The sequence below is a fragment of the Rudaea sp. 3F27F6 genome (assembly GCF_005503555.1).
Lineage (GTDB): Bacteria > Pseudomonadota > Gammaproteobacteria > Xanthomonadales > Rhodanobacteraceae > Rudaea.
Genome location: NZ_SCNG01000004.1, coordinates 241,559 through 260,303 on the forward strand (window position 1 = coordinate 241,559; position 18,745 = coordinate 260,303).

At 63.5% G+C, this 18,745-nt stretch carries 18 protein-coding genes; 7 read left to right on the top strand and 11 right to left on the bottom strand.

The genetic code is table 11. The annotated features are described in order from the left end of the window. Nucleotides 1-13 precede the first annotated feature (13 nt). Nucleotides 14-733, top strand: a complete 720-nt coding sequence (locus FFS30_RS16450) for an HAD-IA family hydrolase (protein ID WP_137914268.1) — start codon at nt 14-16, stop codon at nt 731-733. Between the two features lie 15 nt (nt 734-748). On the opposite strand, the gene FFS30_RS16455 is transcribed toward FFS30_RS16450, so the two are convergent. Then, entirely contained in the window at nt 749-2,920 is a 2,172-nt protein-coding gene (locus FFS30_RS16455) for a S9 family peptidase (RefSeq protein ID WP_137914269.1), read from the bottom strand. A 140-nt stretch (nt 2,921-3,060) separates the two neighbouring features. Between FFS30_RS16455 and FFS30_RS16460 the strand changes: the two genes are divergently transcribed. After that, complete coding sequence (locus tag FFS30_RS16460) at nt 3,061-3,684, top strand: TIGR00645 family protein (protein ID WP_137914270.1); 624 nt, start codon at nt 3,061-3,063, stop codon at nt 3,682-3,684. Between the two features lie 54 nt (nt 3,685-3,738). On the opposite strand, the gene FFS30_RS16465 is transcribed toward FFS30_RS16460, so the two are convergent. From FFS30_RS16465 to FFS30_RS16480, 4 genes are all read right to left on the bottom strand, one after another. Continuing rightward, entirely contained in the window at nt 3,739-4,377 is a 639-nt protein-coding gene (locus tag FFS30_RS16465; RefSeq protein ID WP_137914271.1) for a hypothetical protein, read from the bottom strand. Nucleotides 4,378-4,441: 64 nt separating this feature from the next. Further along, nucleotides 4,442-4,816 (bottom strand): hypothetical protein, encoded by a 375-nt coding sequence (locus tag FFS30_RS16470; RefSeq protein ID WP_137914272.1) that lies wholly within the window; start codon nt 4,814-4,816, stop codon nt 4,442-4,444. Continuing rightward, complete coding sequence (locus FFS30_RS16475; protein ID WP_137914273.1) at nt 4,813-5,496, bottom strand: sigma-70 family RNA polymerase sigma factor; 684 nt, start codon at nt 5,494-5,496, stop codon at nt 4,813-4,815. The genes FFS30_RS16470 and FFS30_RS16475 overlap by 4 nt, the downstream gene beginning before the upstream one ends. Before the next feature lie 51 nt (nt 5,497-5,547). Continuing rightward, the gene (locus FFS30_RS16480; protein ID WP_137914274.1) at nt 5,548-6,012 is read right to left on the bottom strand and encodes an N-acetyltransferase; all 465 of its coding nucleotides are present in this window, start codon (nt 6,010-6,012) and stop codon (nt 5,548-5,550) included. 240 nt (nt 6,013-6,252) lie between these two features. Here FFS30_RS16480 and FFS30_RS16485 point away from each other — a divergent pair, with 240 nt between their 5' ends. Further along, a complete protein-coding gene (locus FFS30_RS16485) occupies nt 6,253-7,737 on the top strand; it encodes a RimK family protein (RefSeq protein WP_137914275.1) in 1,485 nt (494 codons plus the stop codon). Between the two features lie 51 nt (nt 7,738-7,788). Here FFS30_RS16485 and FFS30_RS16490 read toward each other — a convergent pair whose 3' ends face one another. After that, nucleotides 7,789-8,163 carry a hypothetical protein gene (locus tag FFS30_RS16490; RefSeq protein ID WP_249352520.1) on the bottom strand — a complete coding sequence of 125 codons (375 nt, stop codon included), beginning with the start codon at nt 8,161-8,163 and terminating at the stop codon, nt 7,789-7,791. Between the two features lie 158 nt (nt 8,164-8,321). On the opposite strand from FFS30_RS16490, the gene FFS30_RS16495 reads away from it, so the two are divergent. Then, the gene (locus FFS30_RS16495; protein ID WP_137914276.1) at nt 8,322-10,160 is read left to right on the top strand and encodes a monovalent cation:proton antiporter-2 (CPA2) family protein; all 1,839 of its coding nucleotides are present in this window, start codon (nt 8,322-8,324) and stop codon (nt 10,158-10,160) included. Between the two features lie 145 nt (nt 10,161-10,305). Then, nucleotides 10,306-10,509, top strand: a complete 204-nt coding sequence (locus tag FFS30_RS16500) for a hypothetical protein (protein WP_137914277.1) — start codon at nt 10,306-10,308, stop codon at nt 10,507-10,509. Between the two features lie 21 nt (nt 10,510-10,530). Here FFS30_RS16500 and FFS30_RS16505 read toward each other — a convergent pair whose 3' ends face one another. The 4 genes from FFS30_RS16505 to FFS30_RS16520 form a co-directional block, all read right to left on the bottom strand. Beyond that, entirely contained in the window at nt 10,531-11,760 is a 1,230-nt protein-coding gene (locus FFS30_RS16505) for a spore maturation protein (protein WP_137914278.1), read from the bottom strand. Between the two features lie 141 nt (nt 11,761-11,901). Beyond that, complete coding sequence (locus FFS30_RS16510; protein WP_137914279.1) at nt 11,902-12,645, bottom strand: response regulator; 744 nt, start codon at nt 12,643-12,645, stop codon at nt 11,902-11,904. After that, the gene (locus FFS30_RS16515) at nt 12,642-14,204 is read right to left on the bottom strand and encodes an ATP-binding protein (protein ID WP_212742496.1); all 1,563 of its coding nucleotides are present in this window, start codon (nt 14,202-14,204) and stop codon (nt 12,642-12,644) included. The genes FFS30_RS16510 and FFS30_RS16515 overlap by 4 nt, the downstream gene beginning before the upstream one ends. A gap of 210 nt (nt 14,205-14,414) precedes the next feature. Further along, on the bottom strand, nt 14,415-15,458 hold the full coding sequence (locus FFS30_RS16520; protein ID WP_137914281.1) for a LysR family transcriptional regulator: 1,044 nt from the start codon (nt 15,456-15,458) through the stop codon (nt 14,415-14,417). Between the two features lie 136 nt (nt 15,459-15,594). On the opposite strand from FFS30_RS16520, the gene FFS30_RS16525 reads away from it, so the two are divergent. Together FFS30_RS16525 and aceA are read left to right on the top strand one after the other, a co-directional pair. Further along, nucleotides 15,595-15,951, top strand: a complete 357-nt coding sequence (locus tag FFS30_RS16525; protein ID WP_137914282.1) for a hypothetical protein — start codon at nt 15,595-15,597, stop codon at nt 15,949-15,951. 79 nt (nt 15,952-16,030) lie between these two features. Continuing rightward, a complete protein-coding gene (gene aceA, locus FFS30_RS16530; protein ID WP_137914283.1) occupies nt 16,031-17,326 on the top strand; it encodes an isocitrate lyase in 1,296 nt (431 codons plus the stop codon). 150 nt (nt 17,327-17,476) lie between these two features. Here aceA and FFS30_RS16535 read toward each other — a convergent pair whose 3' ends face one another. Next, a complete protein-coding gene (locus tag FFS30_RS16535) occupies nt 17,477-18,622 on the bottom strand; it encodes an alpha/beta hydrolase (protein WP_137914284.1) in 1,146 nt (381 codons plus the stop codon). Between the last annotated feature and the right edge of the window lie 123 nt (nt 18,623-18,745).

Consider the following 18,745-nt stretch of genomic DNA (forward strand, 5'->3'; position numbering starts at 1 on the left):
CTCGGGCACTCGCATGCGCATCCGCGCGATTACGTTCGATCTCGACGATACGCTCTGGCCGATCGAGCCTGTGATGCTGCGCGCCGAGCGGCAGCTCGACGCATGGCTGCGGACGAACTGCCCGCGCACCGCGGCGGCCTATCCGGTCGAGGCGATGCGCGCATTGCGCAACCGCGTCGCCGACGAGAACCCGCAGATCGCGCATGATTTCAGCGCGCAGCGCCGCTTGTCGCTGCGCGCGGCGCTGCTGCCACACGGCTACTGCGACGATCACGTCGATGCCGCCTTCGCCGCGTTCTACGCCGAGCGCAACCGCGTCGAGTGCTATACCGACGCGCTACCCGCGCTCACGCAGCTCGGCACGCGCTATCCGCTCGCGGTGATCACCAACGGCAACGCCGACCTCGGTGCGATCGGTCTCGCGGCGCATTTCCGCTTCACCCTGCATGCGAGCGCGTTCGGCACGGCCAAACCGGCCGCGGATATTTTCCACGCCGCCTGCGAACGGCTCGAACTCGCTCCCGACGAAGTGCTGCACGTCGGCGACGACGCCGAACTCGACGTGATCGGCGCACATCGTGCCGGACTGCGCAGCGTATGGCTGCATCGCGGCGCAACGAGCTGGACCGAGGCGTCGCGGCAGTCCGAAGTTCATCCCGACCTGATCGTGCGCAATCTAGCCGAACTCGTCGATGCGCTCGAAGAGCCGGTGGTACGCGCTGCCGCGAGATAAGCCGGCAGCGGCAAGCTACTTCTTCGTCGTCTTGGCCGGCGCCGGCAGTTGGTCGAGCATGAATGCGTAGGCTTCGGCCGTCTCGCGCCAGTGCGTATAGCGGCCGCTCTTGCCACCATGGCCGGCCTCCATGTTGATCTTGAACAACAGCGGATTTTTGTCCGTCTTCGTCGCGCGCAGCTTCGCCACCCATTTGCTCGGCTCGTAGTACTGCACCTGCGAATCGTTGAGGCCCGTGGTGACGAGCATCGCCGGGTAGTTCTGCGCCTTGACGTTGTCGTACGGCGAATACGCGAGCATGTACTCGTAGAACTTCGTGTCCTGCGGATTGCCCCACTCGTCGTATTCGTTCGTCGTCAGCGGAATCGAATCGTCGAGCATGGTCGTGACCACGTCGACGAAAGGCACCTGAGTGAAGATGCCGCGATAGTCCTGCGGCGCCATGTTCGCGATCGCGCCCATAAGCAAGCCGCCCGCGCTGCGACCGAAGGCGAACACCTTGTCCTTCGCCGCGTATTTTTGCGCGACGAGATATTCGGTCGTGTCGATGAAGTCGGTAAACGTGTTCTTCTTCTTCAGCAGCTTGCCGTCTTCGTACCAACTGCGGCCGAGTTCGCCGCCGCCGCGGATATGCGCGAGCGAGACGACGAAGCCGCGATCGAGCAGAGACACGTAAGCGGGGCTGAAACGCGGATCGTTCTGCGCGCCGTAAGAGCCGTAGCCGATCTGCAGCATCGGCGCGCTGCCGTCGCGTTTCAGGTCTTTGCGCCAAGCCACCGACACCGGCACCTTGACGCCGTCGCGCGCGACGGCCCAGACGCGCTCAGTCGTGTAGTTCGCCGCGTCATAGCCGACCACGGCTTCGCGCTTTCTCTCTTCGCGCTTGCCGGTGCGCATGTCGAGGTCGTAGACCGTGTTCGGCGTGACCAGCGAGGTGACGTTGTAGCGCAGCACGTCGGTGTTCGGCTCCCGGTTGTCGCCGATAGTCGCCGCATAATCGGCTTCGGCCACGTCGACGAGACGCGACGCACCTTCGCGCCACGGTTTGATGCGCACGCGTGCGAGGCCTTCGCTGTGCTCGCCGATGACGAGGTAGTCGCGGAACAGGGCGATGCGGTCGACCGTCGCGTCATTGCGCGCCGGCACGATCTCGCGCCAGCGCTTCTTGTCGCCGGCCTGGGCGTCGTCGACCTGCATCACGCGATAGTTCTTCGCTTGCCAGTTGGTGCGGATCACCCAGCGCCGATCGATGTGCTCGGCGTGGTATTCGAGATCGTGCTCGCGCGGAGCGAGCACTTTGAAGCGCGCCTTGGGCTGGCTCGCCGGGATAAAGCGGATTTCGCTCGACAGCGTCGACTGCGATTCGATCGCGATGAACTTGTCGTCGCCCGTGCGCGCGATGTCGAGGTAGTAGCTGTGGTCGCGCTCCTCGTAGACGACGGTGTCCTTCTTCGGGTCGGTGCCGAGCGTATGTTTTTTCACGCGCACGGTGAGCAGGGTGATCGGATCGTTCTCGACGTAGAACAGCGTGCGGTTGTCGTCGGCCCAGGCCATTGCACCGGGCGTGTTTTTCAATTCGTCGGGTAGAATCTTGCCGCTGACCAGATCCTTGATGCGGATCGTGAACTGCTGACGCCCCGCGGTATCCTCGGCGTAGGCAGCCAGCTTCTCGTTCGGGCTGATTTCGTATTGGCCGATCTGGAAAAAGTCGTGGCCCTTGGCGAGCACGGGTCCGTCGAGCATCACTTCCTCGTGCCCATCCGGCTTGCCGCAGCGACGCAGATAGACCGGGTATTCCGCACCCTGCGCGTAGCGCGTCTGGTACCAGCAATGACGGTACTTCACCGGCACGCTGGCGTCGTCGGGCGCGAGACGCGCGGCGATTTCCTTGTACAGCGTCTCCTGCAGCGCCTGCGTATGCTGGGTCATCTGCGCGTAATAAGCGTTTTCGGCCTTGAGGTAATTGAGTACCTCGGGCTTGCTGCGCGTGTCGTCACGCAGCCAGTAATAGTTGTCGATGCGCGTGCCGCTCGGCGAAGACACCGGATACGGATGCACCGCGGCGACCGGCGGCTGCGGCACCGGCTGCACCGGCTCGCGCGGCTGGGTCGCGCAGCCGGCAAACAGCAATCCCGCCAGCAGCGGCGCGGCGCGCAGACGAAGTCGGAAGAAGACAGGCACTGACATTTCCGGTATCCCGATTGCTATGCGATGCGCGATGGTAGACAGGCCGGGCGGACGAAACAATCCGACCGCGGCCTCATAACGGAATACAAACATTCGGCGGCTACAATCGGCGGCCTTTGGGTCGTATTACGGGGTAGTCCATGTCATCGAATTCGCCGCAGCGAGGTATGCCGCCGCTGCCATTGCTGATCTTCTCCTCGCGCTGGCTGCAGCTGCCGCTCTACCTCGGCCTGATCGTCGCGCAAGCCGTCTACGTCGTGCTGTTCGTCAAGGAGTTGCTGCACCTGATCAAGGGCGCGATGAACTTCAGCGAGCAGGAAATCATGCTGATCGTGCTCGGCCTGATCGACGTGGTGATGATCTCCAACTTGCTCGTCATGGTCATCGTCGGCGGCTACGAGACCTTCGTCTCGCGCTTGCGCCTGGAAAACCATCCCGACCAGCCCGAGTGGCTCAGTCACGTCAACGCCTCGGTGCTCAAGGTCAAACTGGCGATGGCGATCATCGGCATCTCCTCGATCCATCTGCTCAAGACCTTTATCGCCGCAGGCACGCTGGACGGCCTGCCGATGTGTACCGCCGACGACTACATACTGATCAAGGCCACCGACGTGGCCGCGCCGCGCTGCAATACCCTAACGCCGACCGGCGTGATGTGGCAGACCATCATCCACTGCGTCTTCATTCTTTCCGCGATCGGCATCGCTTACACCGACCGCATCATGAATGAAGTGGCGGCACGCAAGGCAGCGAACGGACACTGACGCGCCGCACGAGCAGCGGTACTTCCATGCGAGCGGGCTGCGCGGTACCGCCCGCTACAGATGCAGTTCGAGATTGCGCGGCGTCTTGGACAAATCCTCTTTCGCCTTTGGCACGTCGGCCGCCGTCGCCGGCGTGCTCGCGTCGACGACTTCGAGGCGGAACGCTGCGGCCTTGACCTTGCCTTCGCCGGCCAGCAGATAGCCGAACTGGATCACGGCGCTTTCCACGGGAATATCGAGGACTACGTCGTATCCGGTCCACGACGTCGTGCCATTGACCGGGCGCGAACCCATGTCGTCGAACTTCAGCACTTTGCCGTTCTCGCCATCGACACGCATCCATAGTCCGGCCTGCCCAACGACCTCGACAGAGCTGAGCTGCGCGGAGAAGCGCACGCGCTTGCCGCGATAATCCTGCGCCGAAATGGCCTGCATCACAGTGGCGAACTGATTCGCCGGGACATCCGGCGAACGAAGGTGTGTTCCGGTCGAAGAATGCCACATCGCCTCGATGATCGAACAGCGACCGCCACCCGACAGGCCTTGCGCGATGTCCGTCCAGGTGCGGTAACGATTTACCGCATTGCCACCGAACGTCCAATCCTTAGGCGGCCCCACCATCGAGGTAGTCGAACTGCTGATATTGAAGCTCGAGGTATCCTGGGCGGACACTCCATGGCAGAACAAGGCCATCGTGAGAGCCAGTGAGATCGCACTAATACTCGGTAATCGCCACATTGCGTGGTCCTCCATCAAATCAGGGAACATCGTTTGCCTCGGCATCCGAAGCGGATGGGGGGGTCGAATCGAGCAGAAAATCCGCCACCGTGGACCGTGCAGTCGACCGCGGCTGCAGGCGCATCAATTCCGCCGTCACCCGATCGGCGCCGCTCGCTACCTGCACGCGCGACGCCTCGGACACGGACATTCCGTGCATGCGCTGAGCGGACACCACGACCAAGGCCAGCGACGCCGCAGCAGCCAGCGAAACTAGATAACGCCCATAGCGCCGCCGCGATGCTTGTATCCTAGCCTCACGCAGAATTCGCTCATCGATCGCGGGCGCAGGCCGTTCGTCGACCGCGGCAAGGTATGCCTTAAGCAAAGCGGTATCGAATTCCTCGCGGCTCATCGGGCTTCCTCCAGATCACGGCGCAGGCGCGCGTACGCGTAGCGCAGTCGACTCTTTACCGTCTCGCGCCCGGTCTGCGTCGCTTCGGCGATTTCTTCGAGCGTCATTCCGCTTTCAGCTTGCATGAGGAAGGCTTCGCGCTGCATCAGCGGCAATCTCGACACCGCGGCATTCATCGCGTCGCGATGCTCGACGCGCAAGGCGATTTCCAGTGGCTGCTGCGAGACCTCGTCCGCGATCCGCTCCAGGTTCTCGTCGGCCACGGAATCTTCCCAACGCCGCCCTCGGCGACGCAGGGAATCGATCATGCGCCGATGCGCGATGGAGAACAGATAGGTGACGAAACTCGCCGTCGGGCGATAACGGACGCGACCGTGAACCACCGCAAGCCACACTTCCTGAAAAATTTCGTCCGCCTCGGCCGGACTGGCGGCAAGGCGCAAGGCGTAGCGATACAGTCGGTCGCGGTGACGCAGATACAAGGACCGGAATGCCTCGGCGTCGCCGTTGCCGAAGCGCTGCATCAGCTGCGCATCGGAAACCCCGTCCATGCCACCGGCTCGCGCTTCGCCGATATCCTGCGGCGGCGCGGAGCCGTGCAAAGTCCCATCATAAAAAGACGCCGCCCATGCCGTCATGCCTGCACCCGTCGCGCTGTTGTCCAGCTCATTGATCGCCACCGCGGGGCGAATGGGGTTAACGCGTATCAATCCGCGTCTAGCGCAGAGAACTTATCCGATAACTTTTTGATAACGCCAGGCGTCCGCGCCGTCTTCGTAGAAGCCGTGCTTCTCGCCGAAACGCTGGAAGCCGAGGCGTTCGTACAGCGCAATCGCCGCAGCATTGTCTTTGCGCACTTCCAGACGCAGGCGCGAGCAATCGCGTTGGTGTGCCGCCGTTTCGACCGCAGCGAGCAACGACTTGGCGATGCCGCGCCCGCGCGCGCGTTCCGCTACGGCGATCGAATAAAGACGTGCGATATCGCTGCCCTGGCGATAGAACACCACGGCTTTTCCGAGCAGTCCGTCTGCGTCGACTGCGGCGAGTACCGTCGCCGTCGCGCTATGCAGGTGCTGCCGGTATTGCCTCAGCGACAAGTGGTCGGTCGTGAACGAGGCACGTTCGAGCGCAAGCAGCGCGCCGAGATCGGCGTCGACGGCGGGGCGGATCGAAATATCGGTGTGTGAGGAGGACATGCGCGACGCCTAAACCAAGGCCACAGGCCGCGACAACGAAGCCGCGGACCCGACGTGAATTTCAAGTGAATTGTTGGATTTCGCTGAATCCCGAGCGGCGCAATTGTGTCAAACTGCGCGCCTCGTAACTACGGCGCAGGCCGCCATGTCCGAACCCCCGTCCATATTCTCGGGTGCTCTCCTCTCCGTTTCAGAGCGGCCGGCGCAATTGCATTCTTCGATTCCGCGCGCTGACCACGCATGAGCAGACTGGTCATCGTCGTGGAAAAAGCCTCGGACTGGGGCTCGTACTATCCCTCGGATAACGTCGTCGCGGCTCAGGATTATTTGAAGGAGTCGATCGACGTCGACGACGAGCGCGTGCAGGTCATCAATCTTTGCCGCAGCTACAAATATCTCGGCATCGGCTACTACGTTTCTCTGCTCGCCGAGGCACGCGGGCACAAGGTCATTCCCTCGGTGCGCACGATCAACGATCTGCGCAAGCGCGCGCTGTACGGCCTCGACATCGAAGATCTCAACCAGAAGCTGATCAAGTTCCTGCCCGAAGGCGGGCGCGACACAACCGATTTCGGCGTACTCGTGTATTTCGGCGAGACCAGCTACGCGGCCCTGTCCGATCTCGCGCGTCAGGTCTTCGAGAGTTTCCCGTGCCCGATCCTGCGCCTGGAATTCGAGCGCGAGAAGGTCTGGCAGATCAGCGCGATCAAACCGGCCGGTCTGCATACGCTGACCGACCAGCAGGAAGACTCTTTCGCCGCCGCGCTCGACAAATTCTCGAAGAAGCTCTGGCGCAAGCCGCGTGCGCGCAAGGCCTACCGTTACGACATCGCGATGCTCGCCGACCCGAACGAGGCGATGCCGCCGTCGAACAAGCGCGCGCTGAAGTCCTTTATCGAAGCCGGCAAGGAGATCGGCATCGAGGTCGAGATCATCGGCAAGAACGACTACACGCGTCTGGCCGAATACGACGGCCTGTTCATCCGCGAGACCACCGCGCTCGACAACCACACCTACCGCTTCGCCAACAAGGCGGAGAAGGAAGGCATGGTGGTGATCGACGATCCGGGCTCGATCCTCAAGTGCACGAACAAGATCTATCTGCACGATCTGCTTAAGTCGCGCAAACTGGCTACGCCGAAAACCGAAATCCTCTACCGCGACGACGCGAAAAAGCTCGCCGAGCTACCCGACTTGCTCGGCTTTCCGATCGTGCTGAAGATCCCGGACGGCTCGTTCTCGCGCGGTATCGTCAAGGTGGAGACGCCCGAGCAGCTCAAGACCGCAGCCGACGATCTGTTTCAGCACACCGCCCTCGTGCTCGCTCAGGAATTCATGTTCACCGAATTCGACTGGCGCATCGGCGTGCTCGACGGCCAGGCGCTGTACGCGTGCCAGTACTTTATGTCGCGCGGGCATTGGCAGATTTACAACCATGGCGCGAACGCGTCGCAGAAGTCCGGTGGCTTCAAGACCTTGCCCGTGCGCGACGCACCGAGCGACGTCGTCAAGCTCGCCCTGAAAGCGACCTCCTCGATCGGCGACGGCCTCTACGGCGTCGACTTGAAGCAGAACGGCGACCGCATCGTCGTCATCGAAGTCAACGACAACCCTTCGATCGACGCCGGCGTCGAGGACGATTACCTCGGCGAAGACCTTTATCGCCGCATCATGGAAGAATTCCTGCGCCGGCTCGAACGCAAGCGGCTCGGCATCACCGATTGAGCGGAGCGCTCCGCGTCTCGAAATAAGTCTCTTCGGCGCACGTGCCCGCTCTTACCTGAGAAGCAACGCGGCCAGCAAGGCGCTGCTGCGACTCTCGGCACGCGCTCGCCGCCGCACGGCAGGCTTGCGCGAACGATGTGCGCGGCGCGAAGCGGGTTTTGCGCCGTGACGATGCAGCCGCGCCCAGGCCGAGTGCGACGCAGCGAACAGCGCGCGCCAACGCAGGATCAGCAACTGTGCCGCAGGCACGACCACGAGCCAGAGCGGCAGCCAGCCGATCCATTCGCTGCGACCGCGCAATGCCGGCAAGCACAACAGCGCAAGGCAGCCGAGCGCCAGCCAAGCCTGCGCGATGCGCACGGCGATTGCCGGTTCTTTCACGCCCATCGAGGGAATCGCACTTGAATACAAGAACGTCGCACGCATGATCTACTCCTCGCCAGATTGCGGACGAGCTTGCCGCGCGACCATCTCAGCGCCTGAGATTGCGCGGGCTCGCATCCGTAGCGTCGACGCGGCGCGTCAAATTCCGCGGCACCGGCACATTCGGTGTCTATAATGCAGACAGGACTCGAGGACTCGTGATGGAAGGTTCGCACTTCCTTCAGTACATGGTGATGTTTCTCGCCGCAGCGGTGATCGCGGTGGCGTTGTCGAAACGTGCGGGGCTCGGCGCCGTACTCGGTTATCTCGGCGCGGGCGCGCTGATCGGACCGAGCTTCCTCGATTTCGCACCGGACATGAGCCAGGCCAACGAGTTGTCCGAACTCGGCGTGATCCTGCTGCTGTTCGTGATCGGTCTCGAACTGTCCCCCGCCCGCCTTTGGCTTATGCGCAAGGCCGTGTTCGGTGCCGGCCTGATCCAGGTCGTCCTTTCCGCGCTGATCCTCGGCGGCATCGCGGTCACCGTCGGCGTGACGATGTCGAGCGCGGTCATCGTCGGCCTCGCCCTCGCTCTGTCCTCGACGGCAATCGGCTTGCAGATCCTTGCCGAGCGCAAGGAAATCGGCGAACCGCACGGCCGCCTCGCCTTCGCCATCCTGCTGTTCCAGGACTTGGCCGCGATCCCGATCCTGGCCCTCGTGCCCTTGCTCGGCGTCCACGGCACGCCCGAAGCCGGCGGCAATACGTGGATCGCGGCCGCGGAGGCAATCGGCGTGATCGCGGTCGTCGCGGTCGGCGGCCGCTATCTTCTGCGCCCGGTCTTCCGCGCGGTGGCCGCAACGCAGATTCCCGAAGTGTTCACCGCGATGGCTCTGCTCGTGGTGTTCGGCGCGGCGTGGCTTATGGAACTGGCCGGCATGCAGATGTCGCTCGGCGCGTTTCTCGCCGGCGTGCTCCTCGCCGATTCGGAATTCCGTCACGAGATCGAAGCGCAGATCGAGCCGTTCAAAGGCCTGCTGCTCGGCCTGTTCTTCGTCGGTGTCGGCGTCTCGCTCGACCTGCATCTGGTCAAACAGCAGCCTGTCGCCATCGGCCTGATCGTGATCAGCCTGCTCGCGGTCAAGGCACTCGTGCTGCTTGCGCTCGGCAAGGTGTCCGGCAGGCTCGATTTCAACGAGTCGGCCAGGCTCGCGCTCGTGCTCGCCGGCGGCGGCGAGTTCGCCTTCGTCGTACTCAACCTCGCCCGCGACCATCGTCTGCTCGAGTCGGGCCAACACAGTTTGCTCGTCGTCGCGGTCACTTTGTCGATGGCACTGACGCCGTTGCTCGTGATCGGCGGCAGCAAGTGGCTGACCGAGCGAAAAAAGAAACCGCAGCCCGAATTCGACGTCATTCCCGACCAGCATCCGCGCGTCATCATCGCCGGCTATGGCCGCGTCGGCCAGATCATTGCGCGCGTGCTGCGCGCGCAGAAGATTCCGTTCACCGCACTGGAAAGTTCGGTCGAGCAGGTCGAACTGGTCCGCCGCTTCAATCAGAACATTTACTTCGGCGATTCGAGTCGGCCGGAGCTTCTGCGTGCCGCCGGCATCGAGAAGGCCGAGATCTTCGTCCTTACGACCGACGATCCGGAACTCAATATCCGTACCGCGCGCATCGTCAAACGCCTTTATCCGCACATCAAAATCATCGCGCGCGCGCGCAATCGCCAGCACGTGTGGCGGCTCATGGATCTGAGCATCGACGGCATCGTGCGTGACACGTTCTATTCGAGTCTGGTCATGGCCAAGGGCGTGCTCGTCGATCTCGGCATTGCGCCCGAGATCGCAAAGGCGCGCATCGATATCTTCCGCAAGCGCGACGAACAATTGCTGCGCGACCAGCACCTCGTCTACGACGACGATGCGGCGCTGTTGCAGACGGCCAAGGACGCGCTGGCCGACCTGGACCGGCTGTTCGAGGCCGACGAGCGCCCCGCGGAAATCGAAGCCAGCACTGAGGAAGAAGACGAGAAAGCGATGATTCCGGGCACTCCTTAGCGGAATCCTGTCGTCTCCGTCGCTACCCAGACAACGCCAGGATGAACCGGTGCGCAACCGTGCCGTTCGGCACTCCCGCGCACGCTTGCGCCGGCGTAGAGTGGCCCCACGTTGGCCGTGTTCCCCGGCTATCGAGAGATCGACAATGCTGACCTTTATCCTCTGGCTGCTGCTCTTCGTGTTTTGCTGGCCGATCGCGCTGGCCGCACTGATCCTTTATCCGATCTTCTGGCTCGTGCTGCTGCCGTTCCGCCTCCTCGGCATCGCCGTCGAAGGCGTCTTCGAGTTTCTGCGCGCACTGCTGATGCTGCCGGCCCGCGTGCTCGGTGGAAAGCCCGCGGCGCGCTGAGCGCTCCGCTACTGGATCGAGCTAGCCGAAAAACCAGTAGCAGACCAAGATCGACGCGAGGATGCCGGCCAGGTCGGCGACGACCGCGCAGCCGACCGCGTGCCGTGCGCGCTTGATGCCCACCGAACCGAAGTAGACGGCGAGCACGTAGAACGTGGTCTCGGTGCTGCCCTGCACGGTTGCGGCGACGAGCGCGGGGAAACTGTCGACGCCCTGAGTCTTCATCGTCTCGATCAGCAGCGCGCGCGCTGCGCTGCCGGAAAACGGCTTGGCCAAAGCGGTCGGCAGCGCATCGACGAAGCGCGTGTCGAGCCCCACGCCCTGCACGGCGAGGCGCACCCCCTCGAGCAGGAAGTCCATCGCGCCCGATGCGCGCAGCACGCCGATCGCGCAAAGCATCGCGACGAGATACGGCAGCACGTCTTTGGCCACGTCGAATCCCTGTTTGGCGCCTTCGATAAAGCTCTCGTAGACCGGCACCTTCTTCACCGCGCCGACGACAAGGAACAGCAGAATGATCGCGAACATCGCGAGATTGCCCGCAAGCGATGAGAACGCGGCAAGCGCGGCCGGCGCAAGCGAGGCGAGCGTCGTGATGAAGATCGCCATCAGCACGGCGAAGCTGCCGAGATAGGCCAGCACGACAGGTGTGAACAGTTTCAGCTTCTGCACAAAGGCAACGGCAAGCAGCCCGGTCAAAGCCGAAGCGCAGGTCGCAAGCAGAATCGGCAGGAACACCGTCGTCGGATCGTGCGCGCCCTGCTGCGCGCGATACATGAAGATCGTCACCGGCAGCAGCACGAGTGAAGACGAGTGCAGCACGAGGAACAGAATCTGGGCATTGCTTGCGGTATCGGGCTTCGGATTCAGCGTCTGCAGTTCGCGCATCGCGCGCAAGCCCATCGGCGTCGCCGCGTTGTCGAGGCCGAGCATGTTGGCGGCGAAATTGAGCGTAATCAGGCCGATCGCGGGATGGCCGCGCGGCACCTCGGGCATCAGCCGAGCGAACAACGGTCCAAGAGCACGCGCGAGCAGATCGATCAGGCCAGCCTGCTCGGCGATGCGCAGAAAGCCGAGCCACAAGGTCAGTGTGCCGAACAGCAGGATCACGACTTCGACCGAGAGCTTGGCCATGTCGAACAACGCGGCGATCATCGCAGCGAACACGGCCGCATCGCCGCCCAGGGTCCAGCGCGCAAGCGCCGAGGCGGCCGCGACGAGGAAAAAACCGAGCCAGAGTTTGTTGAGCATCGCGCAAGAATAGCGGTTCGGCGCGCGAAGAGCGGCTTGCAGCGCGAGATCGAGGCCAATCGGAAACGATCGAAGCGGAGACAGCCGCTTCTGAAACTACCCTAGCCGCAGTTAGTGCGCCTCGTTACGCCCCGATCTGCGTCAGGCCGTCTTTTCCGACGGCGGCTCGTCGTTCCACTCGAAGCGATAGCCGAGTCCGTAGATCGAGGCGATCGGATCGACGCCGACGTCGGCAAGCTTGCGACGCAAATTCTTGATATGACTGTCCACCGTGCGGTCACTGACCACGCGATGATCGCTGTAGAGCGCATCCATCAATTGCTGGCGCGAATAGACACGACCGGGCTGAGCGGAGAGTTTGCGCAGCAGACGGAACTCGACCGGAGTCAGCGCCAGCGGCTGACCACGCACACGCGCTTCGAAACGTTCGTCGTCGAGATCGATCGGCGGCTGCGGCGCATTCGCTCCGAGCGCCACGCGTCGCAGCACGGCCTTGACCCGGGCGACGACCTCGCGCGGACTGAACGGTTTGCAGATGTAGTCGTCGGCACCGAGTTCGAGGCCGAGCAGTCGGTCGATCTCTTCGACGCGCGCGGTCAGCATGAGAATCGGCACATCGGCCGCGCGCTTGTCTGGCAGCCCGCGCAAGGTGCGGCAGATCGTGAGCCCGTCGACGCCGGGCAACATCAGGTCGAGAATGACCGCGTCCGGAGCATGCTGCTGAATCCACTCGACCGTGCCTTCGCCCGTTTCGCGCACACTGACCTGGAAGGCCGATACGGCGAGGTAGTCGCGCAGCAAGGCGGCAATCTTCGGCTCGTCCTCGACGACGAGGACATGTTTGGGCGCATCGGATTTGGTCGAATCGTTCGCTGAAGTCGTCATGCGAGAGTCTCCGTGCTGCGCGGCAGATCGATGAGGATGCGCAATCCGCCGAGGGGCGAGGTTTCGGCGCTTATCGTACCGCTATGCGCCTCGACGATGGCGCGGCAAATAGCGAGCCCCAGGCCGGCGCCGCCGCTGTTGCGCGCGCGCGAGTTGTCGACGCGATACAGGCGCTCGAACAACATCGGCAGCGATTCGGCCGGTACGCCGGGCGGGGTGTCGTCGAGGATCAGGCGCACCGTCTCTTTGACGCGCGTCAATTCGATGCGGATTCGCCCCGGCGCGTCTGTGTAGCGCCGCGCGTTGGCGATAAGGTTGTCGAGCAACTGGCCGAGACGCCGCATATCGCCGCGGACGGCGAGGCCCTCGCCCGGCAGATTGAGTTCGAGCGCGAGGCCCGCGTCGGCACAGGCGCGCTTCTGCAGTTGCGCAGCGTCGCGCACCACTTCGACCAAGTCGAGCGTCTCGAAACGGTATTCGAGCGCGCCGGCGTCGGCGAGCGCGAGTTGATACAAATCCTCGATCAAACCCGACAAGCGATGGCCTTCAACGGCGAGCGAGTCGAACGCGGCCGGCGTCGGCGCGCGCACGCCGTCCTGCAGCGCGGAAATCTCGCCGCGCAATACGCTGAGCGGCGTGCGCAGTTCGTGCGCGATGTCGGCGCCCCAGCGCCGCCGTGCCTCGCGATGCGATTCGAGCGTCTGCGCGAGACGGTTGAAGTCGCGCGCCAGCGCACCGAGTTCCGCGCTGCCAGCCGGCGCGACGCGTTGTTTGTAGTCTCCCGCGGTCAGCGCATGCACACCTTGGGTCAGCGCGCGCACCGGCGCGAGCAGCCAGCGCGCGATCGCGAACGCGAAGCCGAGTGCGACGAGCAATGCGACCGCGCCGGCGATGATAGCGCCGTGCCGCTGTGCCATCGCGAAGGCGAGATCGGGGCCGCCGAAGGTGCGCGCGGGAATCTTGCGCATCAGCAGGTGGCCGACTTTTTTACCATCGGATTCGATCGCGACGCGCAAGATCTCGGTCTCGTCGGCGATGCGTGGGTCGCCGATGACGGGTTGCTCCGCCGCGTCGATCAGCAATACCCGGCTGGCCACGCCCATACGCATGCCCGGGCCTTCGCGCGGAGGCCCGTCGGGCGGCGGCGGACCCGGCGGAGGCACCGCGTCCGGTGGCGGCGGCTCGACGCGCGGCGGTTCAGGCGATACGGCTCGCGGCTGATTCTCCGCCGCGAGGCGGTGCTTCATGCGGAACGGATCGACATACCCCTCGAATGCGCGCACGTCGTTGCGCAGGAAATCCCAAGAGTTGTGATCGGCATAGGCGTCGGCCAGGCGCTCGCCGGCCGATTGCAGACGCTGCCGCGCGACTTCGTTGAGGTAGGTCGAAAAGCCCTCGCGGAAATTGCGCTGCTGCCAGACGACAAAGCCGGCAATGATCGCCACGGTCAGCACGGCGAAGGCGAGAAACAGGCGATGCCACAAACGCAGGCGCATTGAGAACGAGGAAAATAATGAGTAGGCGGCCACGATAACGCGGCGCAGACGCCTGCGGAACATGGGCATTCGAGCTTTCAAGATTTCTCCATAGTTTCTGCGCGCTGACTGCGATATCCGCATGGAAGATAGCCTACGTCGAGATTAACGGACTCCCCACCGCAATCACGACAGGACGGGAACAGGTGTTGCGGCGGAAGCCGCTCGCGGAGCCGCCGTATCCGGCAAACCTACGGCGGTTCCGCGAATTTCCCCGCCCCCGGCGGCGCCGATCTAGCGCTCCGAATGCCCTGAATCGTAATAGTCCCGACGGCCGAACATGTCCGGCTTGATCAGGTCGATGAATGCGCGCGCCTGTTCGGACAGATACTTGCCCTTGCGCATGACGACACCATAGCTTCGCTGCGGAAAATATCGCCGCATATTGCGCGCGACCAGCCGCTCCTGGTCCGCCGGCTTGACGCAGATGCCGGTGACGATCGAGATCCCCTGCCCCATCGCAACGTATTGCTTGATCACCTCCCAGCCGCCGACCTCGATCGCGACGTGGTACGGCACCTTGCGCTGCTGGAAGACAAGATCGACCATGCGATACGTCGTGAGACGCTGCGGCGGCAGGATCAGCCCATACGGCGAAATGTCTTCGAGCGCGATGTCGGCCTTCTCAGCGAGTGCATGGCCGTGCGGCACGATCAGCATCGGATCGAACCAGCGCACCGCTTCGTAGTCGAGATCGTGCGGCACGTCGAGCATCGAGCCGACCGCGAAATCGACCTTGTCCGAACGCAGCAAGGCCAGGCCATCGATGCCGGTGACGTTGGCCAGATCGAGGCGCACGTCGGGAAACTTCTCGCGATAGGCGCGCACCCATTCGGGCAGCAAATACTGGATCGTCGAGTTGCCGCAGGCGATGTGGATCTCGCGTGCCGGCGTGCCCGTGCGGCGGCTACGGAACTGATGGTCGAGATTCTCCATGCCCTCGACGAGCGGCCGTGCCAGTTCGTAAAGCACCTGACCGTCTGCAGTCAACACGAGACGCGGGCGCGTGCGTTCGAGCAGGCGCGCGCCGAATTCGGATTCGAGCGCCGACAACTGCAGGCTGACCGAAGACGGCGAGAGGAACAGCGATTCCGCCGCACGCACGACGCTGCCGAACTTCACCGCATAACAGAACGCGCGCAGCTGCTTGAGGCGGCTGCCTTTGTAATAGAACCGCGCCGACTCGGCATCGCCTGCGCGCTTCGCCGCCGGCGCGGCCTTGCCGCGGCGACGCCCTCGCGCGCTCGATTTCGCTCCCGTTGTATCCGAATTGCGCATGAAATCCGTTTTGAAATCAAAATATTAGTTATTATTTGATTTTTTCAAAATATTTCATTGAAACATTCGATTTGTCAAATAGTTTTTCCAAGCCTAGTGTGCTGCTACGCAACATAGTGGGTACGGAGCGCGATTCATGAGCTTGAGTGCGACCTCGACCGATGACTGGACTTGCCAGCAGCAGAGCCGGACTGCGCTCGCCGCACGCATGGCCGACGCGCCGGCAACCCGAGCGGAATTCGCCGCCAGCATCGATCGCTGCGTGCACGCGCTGATTTGCGCCACGCCCGTTGCGACCGCTTTGACCGAACTGCGCCGTTGGCTGCGCGACGACGCGGTCACCCTCGCCGACGGCACACCGGTCGATTTCGCCCTGTTCGACGACGCGATCCTCAGCATCGACGAACGCATCGCGCAGACCGGAGCACGCAGCCAGACGCAGCTTCTGCACGCCTCGCGCCAGCTCGCCGAGTCGATCTACGCGAAAACCTGATTCCGCGCGAGCGGACCCGCCGACGGGAGATGTCTCCCGCCTTTTCCATCCTCCACCCCCGAAGACCAAGGAACGCAGCATGAAACCGACTCTTCCCTCCGCCGAACAGATCAAGCTGGACTGGGCGAACAATCCGCGCTGGACCGGGATCAAGCGCAACTACACGGCCGAAGACGTCGTACGCCTGCGCGGCACCGTGCACGTCGAGCATTCGCTCGCGCGCCTCGGCGCCGAGAAGCTGTGGAAATCGCTGCACACCGACGACTTCGTCAACGCGCTCGGCGCGCTGACCGGCAACCAGGCGATGCAGCAGGTCAAGGCCGGCCTCAAGGCGATCTATCTTTCCGGCTGGCAGGTCGCGGCCGACGCGAACCTTGCCGGACAGATGTACCCGGACCAGTCGCTGTACCCGGCGGACTCCGTGCCGGCCGTGGTCAAGCGCATCAACAATGCGCTGCTGCGCGCCGACCAGCTCTATCACGCCGAAGGCGACGACTCGATCGACTTCCTTCAGCCGATCGTCGCCGACGCCGAAGCCGGCTTCGGCGGCGTGCTCAACGCGTTCGAGCTGATGAAGGCGATGATCGAGGCCGGCGCCGCGGGCGTGCACTTCGAAGACCAGCTCGCCAGCGTGAAGAAGTGCGGCCATATGGGCGGCAAGGTGCTCGTGCCGACGCGCGAAGCCGTCGAGAAGCTCAATGCCGCGCGCCTCGCCGCCGACGTACTCGGCGTGCCGACCTTGCTCGTCGCGCGCACCGACGCGGAAGCCGCCGACCTGCTGACCAGCGACGTCGACGCGAACGACCAGCCGTTCACCACCGGCGAGCGCACGGTCGAAGGCTTCTACAAGACGCGCAACGGCCTCGACCAGGCAATCAGCCGCGGCCTCGCCTACGCGCCCTACGCCGACCTGGTCTGGTGCGAAACCGGCAAGCCCGACCTGAAGTTCGCCAAGGCGTTTGCCGATGCGATCCACAAGCAGTTCCCGGGCAAGCTGCTCGCCTACAACTGCTCGCCGTCGTTCAACTGGAAGAAGAATCTCGACGACGCGACGATCGCCAAGTTCCAAAAGGAAATCGCCAGCTACGGCTACAAGTTCCAGTTCATCACGCTGGCCGGCTTCCATGCGCTCAACTACTCGATGTTCAACCTCGCGCACGGCTACGCGCGCCGTCAGATGAGCGCCTTCGTCGAACTGCAGGAAGCCGAGTTCGCCGCGGCCGAGCGCGGCTTTACCGCGGTCAAGCATCAGCGCGAAGTCGGCACGGGCTATTTCGACGCGGTTACGCAAACGATCCAGCAAGGTCAGTCGTCGACGACCGCGCTCAAGGGTTCGACCGAAGAAGAACAGTTCCACGGCGAAAAAGCGGCGTAAGTCTTCCATACGCCCGATAAGAAAGGGCGGCTGGCAATCACGCCTCGGCAAAAAAAAGCGCGACTCGATGGAGTCGCGCTTTTTTGTTTATGCAGGCATCCACAACAGATTGAGCAGACCGACTCTCGGCCCGCGTGTGTGGCGGACCGCCTATTGAGCCGCTGAAGCAGGAGCAGGGCTCGGTACGTCGGGCTGGAGGGAAGGAGACGGCTCGCGCACCTGCGCCACGACTTTGCGCACCGCGGCGATCACCGCGTCGGGACGATCGAACTGAATATAGTGCGTCGCGTCGTTGAGCACTTCATGCTCGCCGCGCGAAGACCAGGTCGCTTCGTCATTGTGCAGTTCCAGCCACACGGCCACCATCCTGTTGACTTGTTCGCGGGTCATGCCGATCAGCTTCATCATTTCCTCGCTGTACGGCCTGGCGCCCGTGAGCACTACCAGGGGTCGATCGCCGAGCCGGCGCAATTTACCGGCCTCGGCGAACGTATCCGGCAGCGCGCTCATCTCCTTGGCCGCCGCGTCGAGTGAGATCGGGAAGAAATCCAGCATTTCCTTGTGCACCGAATCCAACAAAGGCGTCGGCCGCACGTTCGGCAAAGACAGCATGCTCGCCGCGGCGATGCGCACCAGTCCGCTCCAGGCGAGTTTCGCCCCTATCGACATCACCCTCGCTTGGTTCTCCTCCGCGGCTCTCTCTTTTTCGCCCTTGGGATTCACCGCCTGGAAACGCTGCAGTTGATCCGGATGCGAGGCATCGACGAAGACGAGGCCGGCAACCTGATCGCCGTAGTTTTTCGTGTAGGTCATGACGTAGGGGCCGCCGAGCGAATGTCCGACCAGCACGAACGGTGGCTTCTCGCCGGCGTTTGCGAGCAGCGCATGCAGGTCGGCGACGACCGTGGTGCCGTTCTGCGGCCCCGCGTGAGGATCGCTCCACATGATGCCCGCGCGGCTGTAGGCGCAGGCGCGCGTGGTCTTGGCGACGTCATCCTGCACGGCGGCCCAGCTCAGCGAGCCGTGCGTGTCGAGGCCGGCCTCGAATACGACCGTCGGCGACCCGCTACCGCGGCAGTCGATCTGCAATCGACGCCCGCCGATGTCGACGAGTTTTCCCGGCACCGGATATTCGCGTGCGGCGCGCATGCGGCTGACGAATTCGTAGACCGTGCCGCACAGCGGTATGAACACGACGAGGCCGACGACGCCCCACAACAGCCATTTCAACCAGCGCCAGCGCGAGCGCTGCGGGCGACTCGGACGATCCGTAACGGGAGAGACATTGATGGACATGATGACCTCGGCGGCGCGCCTGTCGTTGACTAAGGTTCGTGTGGTTTCGAGTCGAACGAATCGCCGGCCCATGTCAACGGTTCCGACGCTGGAGCAGGCGCGGTTACGACCAAAAACTTATCC